General features: G+C 66.1%; 18 protein-coding genes. 10 read left to right on the top strand and 8 right to left on the bottom strand.

Translation table 11 applies throughout. The annotated features are described in order from the left end of the window. Positions 1 to 191: 191 nt before the first annotated feature. Positions 192 to 1,127 carry a cyclase family protein gene (locus tag OG558_RS26020; protein WP_405065358.1) on the bottom strand — a complete coding sequence of 312 codons (936 nt, stop codon included), beginning with the start codon at positions 1,125 to 1,127 and terminating at the stop codon, positions 192 to 194. 497 nt (positions 1,128 to 1,624) lie between these two features. Continuing rightward, on the bottom strand, positions 1,625 to 2,002 hold the full coding sequence (locus tag OG558_RS26015; RefSeq protein ID WP_405065357.1) for a winged helix-turn-helix transcriptional regulator: 378 nt from the start codon (positions 2,000 to 2,002) through the stop codon (positions 1,625 to 1,627). Positions 2,003 to 2,383: 381 nt separating this feature from the next. Here OG558_RS26015 and OG558_RS26010 point away from each other — a divergent pair, with 381 nt between their 5' ends. The 3 genes from OG558_RS26010 to OG558_RS26000 all read left to right on the top strand — a co-directional run bounded on the left by OG558_RS26010 (position 2,384) and on the right by OG558_RS26000 (position 4,694). Beyond that, complete coding sequence (locus OG558_RS26010; RefSeq protein WP_405065356.1) at positions 2,384 to 3,793, top strand: IS1380 family transposase; 1,410 nt, start codon at positions 2,384 to 2,386, stop codon at positions 3,791 to 3,793. Between the two features lie 255 nt (positions 3,794 to 4,048). Then, entirely contained in the window at positions 4,049 to 4,495 is a 447-nt protein-coding gene (locus tag OG558_RS26005) for a hypothetical protein (protein ID WP_405065355.1), read from the top strand. Between the two features lie 76 nt (positions 4,496 to 4,571). After that, entirely contained in the window at positions 4,572 to 4,694 is a 123-nt protein-coding gene (locus OG558_RS26000) for a hypothetical protein (protein ID WP_405065354.1), read from the top strand. 252 nt (positions 4,695 to 4,946) lie between these two features. On the opposite strand, the gene OG558_RS25995 is transcribed toward OG558_RS26000, so the two are convergent. Both OG558_RS25995 and OG558_RS25990 read right to left on the bottom strand, forming a co-directional pair. Beyond that, on the bottom strand, positions 4,947 to 5,618 hold the full coding sequence (locus OG558_RS25995; protein ID WP_405065353.1) for a DUF998 domain-containing protein: 672 nt from the start codon (positions 5,616 to 5,618) through the stop codon (positions 4,947 to 4,949). 176 nt (positions 5,619 to 5,794) lie between these two features. Continuing rightward, positions 5,795 to 6,178, bottom strand: a complete 384-nt coding sequence (locus OG558_RS25990; protein ID WP_405065352.1) for a VOC family protein — start codon at positions 6,176 to 6,178, stop codon at positions 5,795 to 5,797. Positions 6,179 to 6,449: 271 nt separating this feature from the next. Here OG558_RS25990 and OG558_RS25985 point away from each other — a divergent pair, with 271 nt between their 5' ends. Together OG558_RS25985 and OG558_RS25980 are read left to right on the top strand one after the other, a co-directional pair. Next, positions 6,450 to 7,424: an NAD(P)-dependent alcohol dehydrogenase gene (locus tag OG558_RS25985; RefSeq protein WP_405065351.1), complete on the top strand. Its 975-nt coding sequence runs from the start codon at positions 6,450 to 6,452 to the stop codon at positions 7,422 to 7,424. Positions 7,425 to 7,588: 164 nt separating this feature from the next. After that, positions 7,589 to 8,239: a hypothetical protein gene (locus OG558_RS25980; protein ID WP_405065350.1), complete on the top strand. Its 651-nt coding sequence runs from the start codon at positions 7,589 to 7,591 to the stop codon at positions 8,237 to 8,239. Between the two features lie 153 nt (positions 8,240 to 8,392). Here OG558_RS25980 and OG558_RS25975 read toward each other — a convergent pair whose 3' ends face one another. Beyond that, positions 8,393 to 9,061, bottom strand: a complete 669-nt coding sequence (locus OG558_RS25975; RefSeq protein WP_405065349.1) for a Type 1 glutamine amidotransferase-like domain-containing protein — start codon at positions 9,059 to 9,061, stop codon at positions 8,393 to 8,395. Positions 9,062 to 9,783: 722 nt separating this feature from the next. Beyond that, positions 9,784 to 10,083: a hypothetical protein gene (locus tag OG558_RS25970; protein WP_405065348.1), complete on the bottom strand. Its 300-nt coding sequence runs from the start codon at positions 10,081 to 10,083 to the stop codon at positions 9,784 to 9,786. 364 nt (positions 10,084 to 10,447) lie between these two features. Here OG558_RS25970 and OG558_RS25965 point away from each other — a divergent pair, with 364 nt between their 5' ends. The 5 genes from OG558_RS25965 (at position 10,448) to OG558_RS25945 (ending at position 12,635) form a co-directional block, all read left to right on the top strand. Then, positions 10,448 to 10,921, top strand: a complete 474-nt coding sequence (locus tag OG558_RS25965; RefSeq protein ID WP_405065347.1) for a DUF1963 domain-containing protein — start codon at positions 10,448 to 10,450, stop codon at positions 10,919 to 10,921. A gap of 41 nt (positions 10,922 to 10,962) precedes the next feature. After that, positions 10,963 to 11,307 carry a DUF1963 domain-containing protein gene (locus OG558_RS25960; RefSeq protein ID WP_405065346.1) on the top strand — a complete coding sequence of 115 codons (345 nt, stop codon included), beginning with the start codon at positions 10,963 to 10,965 and terminating at the stop codon, positions 11,305 to 11,307. A 74-nt stretch (positions 11,308 to 11,381) separates the two neighbouring features. Beyond that, positions 11,382 to 11,816: a HEAT repeat domain-containing protein gene (locus OG558_RS25955; RefSeq protein ID WP_405065345.1), complete on the top strand. Its 435-nt coding sequence runs from the start codon at positions 11,382 to 11,384 to the stop codon at positions 11,814 to 11,816. A gap of 111 nt (positions 11,817 to 11,927) precedes the next feature. Beyond that, a complete protein-coding gene (locus OG558_RS25950) occupies positions 11,928 to 12,308 on the top strand; it encodes a hypothetical protein (RefSeq protein WP_405065344.1) in 381 nt (126 codons plus the stop codon). An 87-nt stretch (positions 12,309 to 12,395) separates the two neighbouring features. Continuing rightward, a complete protein-coding gene (locus OG558_RS25945) occupies positions 12,396 to 12,635 on the top strand; it encodes a hypothetical protein (RefSeq protein WP_405065343.1) in 240 nt (79 codons plus the stop codon). 160 nt (positions 12,636 to 12,795) lie between these two features. Here the strand turns inward: OG558_RS25945 and OG558_RS25940 are convergent, their stop codons facing one another. Further along, positions 12,796 to 12,972 carry a hypothetical protein gene (locus tag OG558_RS25940; protein WP_405065342.1) on the bottom strand — a complete coding sequence of 59 codons (177 nt, stop codon included), beginning with the start codon at positions 12,970 to 12,972 and terminating at the stop codon, positions 12,796 to 12,798. Positions 12,973 to 13,032: 60 nt separating this feature from the next. Then, complete coding sequence (locus tag OG558_RS25935; RefSeq protein ID WP_405065341.1) at positions 13,033 to 13,488, bottom strand: hypothetical protein; 456 nt, start codon at positions 13,486 to 13,488, stop codon at positions 13,033 to 13,035. Positions 13,489 to 13,747: the final 259 nt, after the last annotated feature.

Here is a 13,747-nt window from a genome sequence, read left to right as displayed (position 1 = left end):
GTGAATCGCCCTGCGTTTCGTGGAGGCTCGGTTAGTTGCTTCCGGCCCCGGTGAGGGCGTGGTTCTCAGGGTAGTTGTTGAGCTCGTCCACTGGGAGTAGGCGTCGGAGCTTCGGCGCACCGGGTCGTGGTGAATCGCCACACAACACTGGGATTCCCCCCGGCCGGGAGGCGCCGGCGCGAGTCCCGGGGTCAGAATGTGGCGATCGGGTTGACCGGGCTGCCGGACGTACCGGCGAAGCGGACCGGCGCGACTGCGAGGTGGAAGTCCCACTGGCCGAGCTCGGCGGCTGTCGTCGCGCACGCCTCCAGGTCGCAATTGTCGAGCAGCCATAGACCCATCGCGACGAGGCTCACCGCGTGAACCGGCATCAGTACGTCGTCGTACCCCGACGGCTGAACGTCCTGGGGGGTGTCAGCGGCGATCAGCGCGACCTCCCGTTCCTGCAGCCACGGCAGGCAGGACGCGTGCCAGCCCGCCTGCGTGAAACCGCCGGCCACACCAGCCTCGTGCCGAGCGCGACCGTAGCCGGTCCGCAGGAGTACCGCATCGCCGGATCGCACCCGCACACCCTGGCGACGCTCGGCCTCCTCGAGATCGTCGGGAAACACGCCCTGCCCCGGTTCCAGCCACGGCACATCGCGGACCCTCGCAATGTCAAGGAGGACACCGCGCGTGATGATCCCGTTCGCCGCCGCCGTGACGGCCGCCCACGCCGATCCCGTTGCGGCGTCGAGCAACGAGTGCGACCGCCCGTTGTACATCGTGCCGTCCCAGAAGATGTGGCACGGCGAGTCGACGTGGGTGATCGTGTTGCCGTGGAAGAAGATGCCGAGCCGTTCGTTCGAAAAGCCCCAGCGCCGATCGTTGCGGAAGGGCGCCGGCATGTTCTCGGCGCCCGGCATGTCGGCGGCGCACGGGCACGTCGTCGTCGACCGCTCCATTTCTTCCGGTACGGCGACCTCCCATCCGCAGGACACGCTCCGGCCGTGGCGCACGGCCCGCGCCGCCGCCAGCCGGACCTCGTCGGTGATGTGGTTCAGAGTGCCGAGCTCGTCGTCGTCGCCCCACCGTCCCCAGTTCGACAGCGTGTCGAAGTACCCGAGAACTTCGTCCTGTGTGGGCATCGGTCGCCCTGCCGTCATCCCAGCATCGACTCCTCCAGTCACGCGGTTCGACGCACCGCAGGGCAGGGCATCCCGCCCTCCCTTTGACAGGCCAAGGCCCGCTGAACGGGCATGACACTACATCGATAGGCAAGCAGCCGGTCACGAGGTAGGTGCGGCACCTCTGACCTGCGGTGGAGCTTAGGGGATTCGAAATCCTGACCTCCCCCATTCTACAGGCGAGGGTCATTGTCCCGCTCGTCGCCGTGAGCCTCGTATGCCTTGTTGCGCAAGGGATTGCCGCTCCCCGGTTGGCGCTAGTCGGGACTCGTTGAGGACCGTTGTTGAGCGTGTTCGGCTCCCAAATCTCTCCCACTTGGCTGGACGATCCGGTGTCCTGCCGACACGGTTTCGAGTTCGGTGGTGGTGCGGTGGGCGGAGCGGCGGAGTTTGCGGTTGATGAGTTCGGCGAACCATTGTTCGACCAGGTTGAGCCGCGCCCGGCATGACTGGCCCATTCACACCGTGTCGGCGTACGTCTGGTCCTCGTGACGGGCCCGGGCGGCTTCGATGTCGGGGACGTGTTGTTCGGCCCAGAGTCGTACGGCGCGGAGCGGGACGAGGAGGGAGCGTCCTAGTGGTGTCAGGGCGTATTCGACATGCGGCGGGTTTTCGTCGTACTCGTGCCGGTTGATCAGGCCGTCGACTTCGAGGGAGCGGAGGGTCTCGGTCAGGACCTTCGGGGTGATGCCTTGGATGTGTGCTTTGAGGTCGGTGAAGCGGCGGGGGCCGTCGGCGAGGGCGTTGACGACGAAGACGGTCCACCGGGCGCCGATGCGGTGCAGCACGGTTCGGCTCGGACAGGTCGCCGCCATCACGTTGTACGCCTTGCCCATGGGTGCTCCCAGTTCCGTTGAAGATACCGGTATCGAATCCATACCGTGAGATCCGATCCTACGAGAGGGAGTGACGAGAGTGGAACGGATCCTGCCTGCACGGTGATCGTGTGCCGGATCGCCGCCGCCGACATTACCTTGCGGGTGCCGGTAAGGACGCGTCCCGGCTGGACCGCCCACCTTGACGCCGATTCGGGCTCTGATAGGCGCCACCAATGCTCTCGCACACCTCCCAGATTGGGTCGCCGCCCGTCTATCTAGCCCGGGACTTTCATGCCAGTTGGCTGTGAGGATGTGTCGTTGAACTGAAAGGTGCTCCTGACCAGCGACGATGTGGTTTGTCTAGGACCATGTCGTGCGGGATCGAGGAGCACCTTCCAGGTGAAGACTACCGGGTTCTACCCCTGTGTTCGGGTTGATGCGGCGGGATCGGCGGTGGTGTCGCGGGCAGGAGGTCTGCTGCTCACCGACGCGGTCCGGACCAGCGGGCTGGGCGCTGAGTTGTCGCGGGCGTTGGCGCCATGGCGCAAGCCGTTGGCAAGGCACGACCCGGCCAAGGTCGTGTGCGATCTGGCGGTTGCTCTCGCGTTGGGTGGGGACTGCCTGGCCGACGTCGCGGTGCTGCGCGGCGGGCCGGCAGTGTTCGGCCTGGTGGCCTCGGATCCGACGGTGTCGCGCACGATCGACGCGTTGGCCGCTGATGTCGAGCGGGTGTTGAAGGCGATCGGCACCGCCCGCGCCGCGGCGCGGGCGAGGGTGTGGGCGCTGGCCGGCGAGCATGCCCCGGACGCTGGGATCGACGCGGACAGCCCGATCGTGATCGATACCGACGCGACCTTGCTGACTGCCCACTCTGACAAGCAAGGTGCCGCGCCAACGTTCAAGCGGGGCTACGGGTTCCATCCCTTGTGGGCGTTCGTCGACCACGGCGCTGACGGGACCGGTGAACCGCTGGCAGTGATGCTGCGGCCTGGAAACGCCGGGTCGAACACTGCTGCCGATCACATCGCCGTGGTCCGCGACGCACTCAAGCAGTTGCCGTCGTACCGGCCGGGAACCCGGCCCGGGCGCCGGGTGCTGATCCGCGCCGACTCGGCCGGCTGCACCCACGACTTCCTCGACTGGGTGGTCTCACAGCGCATGTCGTACTCGGTCGGGTTCACCCTGCCCGACGACTTCGAGCAGGCGCTGCCGCGGATCCCGAAACGCGCGTGGACCCCGGCCTACGACGCCGACGGCAAGGTCCGCGACGGTGCCTGGGTCGCAGACGTCACCGGGCTGCTCAACCTGTCCACCTGGCCGAAGGGGATGCGGGTGATAGCGCGCAAGGAACGCCCGCACCCCGGCGCGCAACTGCGGATCACCGACATCGACGGACACCGCATCACAGCCTTCGCCACCAACACCGCCCGCGGACAGCTGGCCGACCTCGAGCTACGGCACCGCCGCCGCGCCCGCGCCGAAGACCGGATCCGGTGCGCGAAGGACACCGGGCTCACCAACCTGCCGCTGCACGAGTTTGCCCAGAACCAGATCTGGTGCGCCATCGTCTCGCTGGCCTGCGAGCTGACCGCCTGGATGCAGATGCTCGCCTTCACCGATGCCTCCGGCAACCACCACGAAGCCCGCCGGTGGGAACCCAAACGCCCACGGCTGCGGCTGTTCTCGACCGCCGCGCGGATCGCCCGCACCGGCCGCCGCACCCTCGTCCACCTCGCCCGCCACGGAGCCTGGACCGACCTCCTACTGACCGCGATCACACGACTACGCCAGCTCGCCGTCCCCGGCTGAGCAGCCGCCACACCCTGCCCACCAACGACCAAGGGACCCCCAACCGGCCGGAACCGGCGTCCACCGAGACGACACCCGGCAAACCGTCACACCCAACTGCAAGAATCACACCCAACACGGGACTCCAACACCCGCGCAGCCGAACTCATCAGGCCGATGAAAGATCCGGGCTAGTGCCGCACAGGAGCTCCGAGGCAGTAGTGATCCGCGGGTTGGCTTGACATGGCAGAACAGGTTAGACAAAGGAGAACCGTAATGACCAGAACGAGGAGAATCGTCGCTACGCTCGCGGCCGCGGCCTCGCTCACCGCAGCAGCGACGACGCTCGGGAGTAGCCCTGCGAGTGCGGCAACGGACTTCTACACCGTATGCAGGCACGATGACGACAAGAATGTGTGGCAAGCCATCGCTTACGACCAAGACGACCACTACGTCGGCCTGGCCATGTTCTACACAGACCCCTACGGCCGCAATCCGGGCGAGGCCTTGTATGCGACAGACTCGTATGCCGACGGCTGGGGCGTAGTAGCGCACCTCAGTACGGGCCGCACCGCCAGCACCCTGGGACACAGCGCCGGGTACACGACTCCACCCGTCACGGGGGATTTGCCGGAAGACCACAAGTACGGCCTGTGGGTCGAGATGGTCCATTCGGGAGGCGACACGAGGATATCCATGGCAAGTTGTGACGCCTGGTCGTAACGACTCCCACTGCATCCCTGCGCTCGCCAGGCTGACCATCCTTGGCCCGCGAGGAACTGACCGCGAAACTCCGCTGGTGTATCCACGGATCGCGCATCAGCCCGCGGACTGGCAGTCCGACGGGAGCAGAGCCGCGCAGTTGCTGCGGGTACCGGACTACGGCGGTGGCGTCGATCGCGGTGAGCAGCTCGTACCGTGACACGGCGGCACCGGCGAACACCAGCACGCCACCATCGGCCGCTGGCCAATTTCGACGTGGGCCGGCGTTGCCAGCTCGGGATCGGCCGCAGAGTTCCGCAGCTCGAGTGGGTGTAGCTGTGTTCGGTGCGCAGGTCGTCCAGCGCGCGCTGGACGACGCGGGATGTGGTCCGGTACCCGCATTGGGCATACCGCGCGTTACTCGGGGGGCGTTGGCAGCGGACCGGGCCGAGATCGCGCTTGTTCGGGGGGATCAGGTTGCGGGCTCGGCTGACTGGGTCCGGGAGAGTCGGATCAGGCGGGCGCCGAGAACTGCGATCCAGAGGAACAGCACCGTCACGAACACCCGCTGCAGCAGTCCGTTCCACGAGCCGGCGACGCCGGTGATGAACAGAACCAGCAACACGAGGCCCAGTACCGCGGTGATGAGGCAGTAGGTACGTAGGTCGCGCCACGACTGGTCGCCGCGGAAGGCACGGGCGAACACCAGAGCTGCGGCCACAAGGGCGAGGAACACCACGAGGCTGACCAGGTCGTGGGTGACGTGATGCCAAGACGCTTCGCCGGCGTCGACGCGGTCGGCGCACGCCGCTAGCTGGCTGCTGCAGTCGTTGCGGGCCAGGCCGGCGACGATGATACCGACGCCGGCGACTGCAACGAGGATCGAGCCGACCGTCGCGGGCCTGCCGTTCAACGCGCCTGCAAGTCCGGCCCCCAGCGCGACGATCCCGACGCCGAGCAGCAGAAAACCCGTGACCATGATCCATGCGTTCTGGGCGTCCAAAGCCGCTAGCGCGCTGATGTCCTCCCGCCGGAGGCTGTATTCGTCCTGCACTACAGCGCCAACTATCCACGCGATGGTGAAAGCGATCGGGCCCATCACGGCAAGCCGCCCCAACAACAGACGACTACCCACACTCCTCATGCACCGAACGCTACGCGCCTCGTATCCCCACGGCGCCCTATTGTCCGTGGCCGATCCGGTCAACCGAGGCCGACAATCCAGGGCGGGTGCGCGCATGGGGCGGAATGATGCAGATCATCCAGGCCGTGCCGCGGTATCCGCGTGGCTGGCCGGAGGGGTATGCGGCGGCCCGGGGATCAGCCGCCGCTGCCGTACGGACGGGTGATGATCTCCAGCCAGTGCCCGTCAGGACCCTGCCAGTAGAGGCCGCGGCCACCGTCCGCGTGATTGATCTCTTGCGGTTGGCGCTTGAAGGGATCGGCCCACCACTGGCGGCCGTCGTCCCGCAAGCGACCGAGGATGAGGTCGAACTCCTCCTCACTGACAAGGAAGGCGTAGTGCTGCCCGTGGATCTCGCCCTCGGTGTCCATGAAGTCCAGGCTCGCCGCGTTGTCCAACTTCAGCTCGGCGAACGGGCCGTACGCTCTCGCCTCCGGCAGACCGAGTACCTCGCCGACATCGCGAGCAGCAGCCCATCGGTCCTTCACGTGCACGATCGTGTGGTTCAGCTCGATACTCATCGGGCTCTCCTGGGGTGCCGGTCCTCAGCTGGCGCGTGCTCACCACTCTGCACCCCGAACCAGTTCTCGTGAAGACCTCCACGTTCCACGCCTCCGCAGGAGCCATGGTCCTGCCACATCGAGCGAAACTGGCCAGGACTGTCGGGGCGACAATGGTCTGCGGAGAACGGGAGGCGATCCGGGGTTCCGTCACTCGCCGGAATCCGGATCCGCGTTCGACAGGTCCGTGTCGTTCGAGCGTCCGGGCTTGCTACGTTGACACCATGACCAGGTGGGCCGCGGGGCGGGCGTGAAGGCGGTCGTCTACGACCGGTACGGGTCCCCCGATGTGCTGCAGGTCGAGGACATCCCGGTACCGTCGCCCGCCGCCGGCCAGGTGCGGGTGAAGATCGCCGCGACCTCGGTCAACCTCAGCGACTGGGAGTGCCTGCGCGGCTCGCCCGCGTACGCGCGGATCGGCGGGTTGCGTGTCCCGGCTCGCCGGACGCTCGGATCGGACATCGCCGGGCTGGTCGACGACGTGGGGGAAGGGGTGAACCGGTTCCGACCCGGAGACGAGGTGTACGGCGACAACCTCAGGCTGAAGGGTGGCTTCGCGGAGTACGCGCTCGCGCCGGAATCCGCACTCGCCCACAAGCCGGCCCAGCTCACGTTCGCTGAGGCGTCGACCATCCCGCAGGCGGGCGCGATCGCCCTGCAGGGCACGGATCGGGCCGCGCCGGGTCGCCGAGTGCTGATCAACGGCGCCGGCGGAGGGTCGGGATCGTTCGCAATCCAGCTCGCCAAGCGGCTCGGTGCCCACGTCACCGGGGTCGACAACGCCGCCAAGCTGGACTTCATGCGGTCGGTCGGCGCGGACGACGTGATCGACTACCACCGCGACGACTTCACCCGGACCACCCAGCCGTACGACGTGATCCTCGACCTGGTCGCGCACCGATCGGTGTTCGCCTACCGGCGTGCGCTGGCACCCGGCGGCACCTATCGATGGGTAGGCGGGTCTGTGCCGACGCTGCTACGCGTGCTCACCGCCGGCTGGCTGGTTGGGCGGCTCACCGGTCGCGCTATCGGGATCCTCGCCGTCAAGGAGGGTCCGGCCCAGTTCGACCCGCTGGCCGCCCTCTGCGCCACGGGGGACATAAGGATCCACATCCACCGCACGTTCACACTCGAGGAAGTTCCCGCCGCGCTTGCTCACGTCGGCGAGGGACGCGCCCTCGGCAAAGTGGTTGTCGACCTCTCCTGACGCACCTCGAACGCATCCGTACCCCGGCGCCTCGCCCGCACGCCCGCCGACCGGGCCGCCCGCCCGCCCGCCCACCGGCATGATCGCAAATCACCGTCAGCGGCAAATGAACGCGTCACAAGCGACGACCCAGCGACGCTCGTTTCTGACCTAGCATCGACCACTTGAGACTCGAATCCCTGAACGGCCACTACGTCGACCTGGCTGCGACCGGCTATCAGTTCGCTAGCGGCCAGTCGAGGTCGGAGCAGGCCGACTGGGACGCCAACTGGCTGATGATCCGCGGCAAGGTCTGGGACGGTGACCAGTCGTGGGAGTTCCACGACCCCTGCATGACCACGTGGGAAGCGCGAGAGCTCGCGTCCTGGCTGCGCGGTCTGGGCGACGCGAATCCAGCGACGGTCGCAGCCGCTGATCGCGAGGAACCGCAACTCTGCCTTACGGAACCGAATCTGATGTTCACCCTGAACGGGGCGTCTCAAGGCATCACCACGCTGGACATCTACCTCAACGCAGAATCGCGCCCGCCGTCGGGCTCGAACGACGATGACGACGGACTCGGACACCAGGTTCGGGCTAACCATCCCGCAGGCCGACATCGCGGCATCCGTGAGCGGCTGGGAAGAGGACCTCACCCACTTCCCCGTGCGGTGACGTGGCCGCGCCACTCCGTACCAGATGATGTCGGCGGCCATCCCGAAGTGCACTCATTTCGGCATGACCGTGCGGCCTGCTCGGTGGCGGAGAGCACCGGATCCTCATTCGCCGACGAACCACAGGTGACGATGAACGCGCTCCAGTGTGATGGCGACTAGTCGTTCGAGTTCGTCAGCATGGCCAGTTCCGCGTCGCTGCGAAGGTGACGGCGCGGATCGCAGCCTGAGCGGTCAGGCTATGCCGTCGGCCGGCGGCGTGACCCATCACGACGCACAGGAAGGGCGCTGGGCCACTCCGATAGCAGTCGGCGGCTATGCGGGGAAGGCCTTCCAGTGTCCTTCGGAGATGACCTCGACGGTGCCGTCGGTCACCTTGATGGCGGTCTGGTCGTCGATGGCGTATGCCGGACCTGCGATGTCGGCGGCCCATCTCTCTGCATCGGCCATGGTGTTCTGCGGCATCTGCTCGTGGTCCAGGTGCGGGTAGATCGAGAAGTCGACGACCCCGAGCGTGCGGTCGTCCAGGGCAGAAGGCCAGTTGACGAAGTCGTCACCGATCCGCGGTGTCATCACCATGCTGCCGGCACTCAGCCCCACCCAGACGGTCTCGGGCAGCGACGACATGACCTCCGACAGCCTTGACTGCCGCATCCAGTGGCACAGGTACGTCGCTTCGCCGCCGTCCACCAGCAGCACGTCGGCGTCTCGGACCCACGGCACCCACCGCTCCTCGCCGATGCTTGGCAGTGCGGTGAGCTCCAGGAGGCCCAAGGACGCCCAGCCCAGGCTGGTCATCATGTGCCACGGAGGCTCGCCGGCGACGAAGCTTCGCACCGAGGCGGGCCCCAACATCGGGTGGCCCCACTGCGCCGTAGGGATGCAGAGCGCACGGGACTCGGAGATCGGCTTGCCCAGCAGATCGACCAGCGCATCGCGGATGCTCCCGTTCGTAACGCCTCCGGATGTGAGAAGGAGCTTCACAACACCTCCCGAGTTGAGTGCGACGGATTCGGGTGGCATAGAGACCGTGGACGCGTCATCGCCTGACTCCTTGTCTTGCCTTGTCTTGTTGTCTTGCCCTGTCGTGGCGCCTCGAGTGTTCGCCTTTCACCTGTTCCACGAACGCTGCGCTCCGGATCCGACACCCTACTGTCGGATATGGGTCGCGAATCTGTTGGCAGATCACAGGAGCCACAGACTGGAACCACACCTCGGCCCGCTACCCGGCACCGCTGAACTGGCAACGCGCTGGCCGGGCAGCCGTCCGGGGCAGAGCCCACCGAGGCTCCCGTTCGGGCTGTGGTGACGACACCCGATCAAGATGCCGGGAGAGGACCGTGCACGAGGCCCATCAGCGTGACGGGAGGCGATCAGTTCTCCCACTAACGGAAACAGGTCAGGAAGCGAAGTGCTTCCTGACCTGCGATTGCTGCTGGTGGAGCTTAGGGGATTCGAAGCCCTGACCTCTTCCATGCCATTCACACATAACCCCTGGAGGGCCACGGCTGCGGGCCCGCGACCGTCCGTCAACGTCCATGGATGTCCGGCCGCACGCCGCCCCGTTGTCACTCAGTTGGTCACTCAGATTGTGATCCGCCAGTGGATCCGCGACACGTGTCCGCCACCTGATTCACGACAGGCTAGATGGCTGGCCAACGCACCTGAGTGGCTGGCCAACGCACGCACATGCCGATGTGCGGGCGTTACGACTTTGCTAGTCGCTCGACTGCACGGAGCAGACCAACGAGATGCGACAGCTCATGCCAGGCGGTCTCGGGCTCCACCTCGCCTGCCTCGCGAAGGTTCTCCAGATCGTCACTCAGTTGGCCCACCGTTAGCGACGCAGGCTCCCGGGTCATGTCGAACGCTTCGTCCACGGGGAGATGCCAGTAGTGGTCGTCCGCCAGAGCCACGTCTGCGCCAAGTCGCTCCTCCGCTGCGATCAAGGCTCGACTGAGTGCGGCGCGGAGATCTTCCATGCGGATAACGAGTGGTTCGGGCATGCCCGAAGCCTTGCAGACCACAGGTGCGCAACGCCCGCTCATGCCGATGTGGCGCAGCTGTTGTCGGTCAGTCGTCAGATGCGACTCGCGTCCTTGCCTCTGACACGAGCTCGGAGTATCGGGAATCGAAGGGCTCGCTTAGCTCCCTCTCCAGGAGCGCTGACAGGTTCCACAGCGCAACTTGCTCAGCTTTGTGCTGCGGCGCACCGACATGTTTGTCGTCCTCCCAGCGGTGGAGCAGGTCGAACAGGATCAGTGCTTCGTCGCCGATGAGCGGGAAGGCAGGAGCGTGCGCTGAGGAGGGCACGCGTGAGCCGGACCCTCGGCGCGCCGAGTCCTGTGACTTCCTGCAAGACTCTCGGGCATGACTGGTTTTGACGGCGAAGTCGCGGCGTTCCGGCGGCGATTGGAAGCCGCAGGTTTGGGCAGATTCGCGGACCCGCTCGTTCGGATGGCGCGGCCCAGCGTCCGGCTGGTCGCTGACGCTGTGCTGCCCGTTGAAGCACTCGCTGCCTCTCGGTTGGGTGGAGCGCCAGACTTGCCCCCCGCGATCACCTGGCCACGCAATGACGACGAGCCGCTGAGCTTCATCGCGCAGGTGAACCTTGCCGATGTGGCGGCGTACGATTCCGAAGGCGTCTTGCCGAGAGCTGGCCTGCTGTCCTTCTTCTACGACGCGGTCACGCAAGATGCATGGGGATTCGATCCGGCCGACCACGGCTCGGCCGCGGTCATCTACACGTCTGCACACGTCGCCACGGAACACCGCGAGCCGCCTGCCGACCTGGCGGATGACGGCGTGTTCCGGGCGCTTGGTCTGCGACCGGTGCAGAACTGACGTTCGCTCCCTGGGAGTCGTTCGACGTCGAATCGCTGGGTATGAGTCGCGCTGAAGGTTTCGCCTACGCCGATCTCTTCGACAGCGAGGACGCGACGATCCACCGGCTTCTCGGGCATGCCGATCCCGTGCAGGGCGACATGCAGGTTGAGTGCCAGCTCGTCACCAACGGGCTGTACTGCGGCGACTCAACTGGCTATCAGGACCCGCGGGCGAGTGACCTACGAGGCGGGGCGGCAGAGTGGCGGTTGCTGCTGCAAATCGACTCGCAAGACGAGGCCGAGATGATGTGGGGAGACGTCGGGCGCATCTACTACTGGATCAAGCACGCGGACCTCCTGAGCCGGGACTGGGACCTGAGTTGGCTCGTCCTCCAGTGCGGCTGAACGTACGGAACTGCCGCGATCCGCTCGCACCGATGTGCCGTGCCGGGTCAGTCACCTGGCCGTAGATTGGTGAGATGGGTAGGTCACCTCATTGGGCCAAGACGCCACAGCAGAGCGTCCAAGAGGAATGCACTCGGCGCGGCGTAGCGTCAGTCGTCGCCGGTTGCGTCGACCTGCTGAACGGAAAGCCGGCAGACGACGACCTGGTCCTGGCACTCGGCGGACCCCCTGCGGACTGGGTCCGTACCGGCGAACCTTCCGGTCCGCCGTACTGGCTGCGGGTGTGGGCCGCCCGGGGACTGTTGTACGCCTGGGACGACGCGGCCGGCCCAGCAGTTTTGAAGGCGCTTCATGATGACGCGTGGCGGGTGCGGGAGATGGCTCTGAAGGTGGTTGCCCGGCATCGTCTGCAGGCAGCGTCCGAGCAAGTCGATGAGCTCCGGAGTGACCCGTCTGCCCGAGTGCGCGCTGCAGCCTCTCGCGCAAGCCGAGCCCTCGGCGGCGATTGATCCGTACGGACACGTCGGGTCTTCGACGCAGTGACATGCCGCTGTTGGTGAGTGCTCCAGGACGGCCGTGTCCCGGCAGCGGTGCGAGCTCGGCAATGTGATCATGGGCTCGTGGGCCAGAAGAAGTCGCGACAGTTCGATGAGATCAGCGCCCGTGGTGACGGTGATCCGGAATCCAGCGGCGGTTGGCAGCCGTGGCCACGGCCGGTACATGACCGCGAGTGGGTCGACGTCGACGGGAGTGCCTGGCGGATGCGCGGCGGCCCGCTGGATGCCAAGCAGGCCAGACGGCTCATGAAGCGCCCAGACGTCCATGTCGCGCGCGGCTACGAGCTCAATGTGGCCGAGGTGCGCGGCGCCGAGCGCGATGCCTTACTGGCACGCGTGGAAGAGTTCTTTGCCGGGAACGCGCCTCCCTATAGCGAGTTCGTACTAGGCGGCTTCCGCGATCAGTACCACCGGGTCACGCTCATGGTTCAGGAGAGCTGCTGACACCAACGTCCTCATCTGCCGGCGAGAGTGATTCGATGTCATACCGATGAGCGGAGATATGAACCATGGGCCTGAAACACTCCGACGGTGACTGACGAGCGACCGTCCTCCGCGGATCCGGGTTGGACCATCCGGCACTTCTCGCAGTCGAACCCGTCCGGAAGCGGCTCTGGTGACGTAGCAGCGCTGCTGCGCAGGGTCGCCGATACCCTGGACTCGCTCGGCGATGTTCAGGTGGAGGACCTGACTTTCAAGTCGAACGTTACTGCCGATGAGGACGACCTGATCATCACCGTCTACTACGAAGCTGCACCGCGCCGGCGTTAGTCAACGGATCTTGGCGGATCTGCCGCATTCCGCGCGCTCATGCCGATGAGCGGACTTGCTGGTTGTCAGGCCTCGGGACAGAACTCGAGAGCGCGAAGGACCCGATCACCCACTTGCATCCGGTCCGCCAGGGCGAGCATGTCGGCCCGCTCATCTCTGGTCAGAGGCGCTCGTCCTCAGACAGAACGTCGGCCATCTGCTCAAGGGCTATGCCGAGTTCGTTTGCGTCGATGAACTCAGCAATCAGCGTGACGTCCTTACCTGGGAGTCGGTCATCCAGCCGGATCTGGAGGCCGTGCATCAGCCCAGCGATCTCCTCGTAGTAGGCGCGATCCATGGCGGAATGGTGTCAGACAACGCACTGACATGCCGCGACGGGCGCGCTCGCTCGCAGGGTCTACCCAGACATCGCGAACGGCTGTAGCCGGTCTTGTGAGGGCCATGACGACGGAGGCCTGTCGGTGTAGTAGACGTACTCGAGGTAGCTCAATCGCCCATCCTCGACGAACAAGATCACGTCTCCCACTGGCTCGTCTGCCAGCGGCGTCACCTGCAGTTCCGCTGGCGCAGGGCCGTCGGCGACCGGAGCCTGCGGGTGATCGCGGCTCGCGTCGAGATGGATACTCGGACATCCGCAATCGCAGCGGCCGACCACCTGAACGTCGACGACCTGGTCTCGCAGCTCCCGAACACCACGGAATTCACTGTTGAGGAGCTGATCGAGCACTGCGCGCTCAGTTGCGTCGAGCGCCCGCGACACTTGCGATTCCATACCAGCATTGTCCAGGGCCAGCGCCGGGAACGTCCGCTCGTGCCGCGATCCGCACGCGGGCATCGGCCACAATTCCGGCATGGGCTGCGAGGAGGGCGGGCTCGTCAGATGAGCGGCGGGCCTGACACTCTTATCACCGAGACGGGATCCGCATGAGCGCGTGGCTATGACCTGTGGGTTTGCGTGCAGGGGTTGCTGGATTTGCGCACTGATCGGTGAAGAGGCCCACGGTGTCGAGGTATCGCGTAGACGTTGCGTGCAAAGCAGTTCAGCGGCACATTGATTGGCAAGGGGCTTGCCTTGAGACTCGTGGATCGGTGCTCGTGATCTCGGTCTCTTC

Source organism: Kribbella sp. NBC_01510 (assembly GCF_045040325.1).
GTDB lineage: Bacteria > Actinomycetota > Actinomycetes > Propionibacteriales > Kribbellaceae > Kribbella.
The sequence above is the reverse complement of the archived record's forward strand: the minus strand, read 5'-3'. Positions and strand labels throughout refer to the sequence as shown.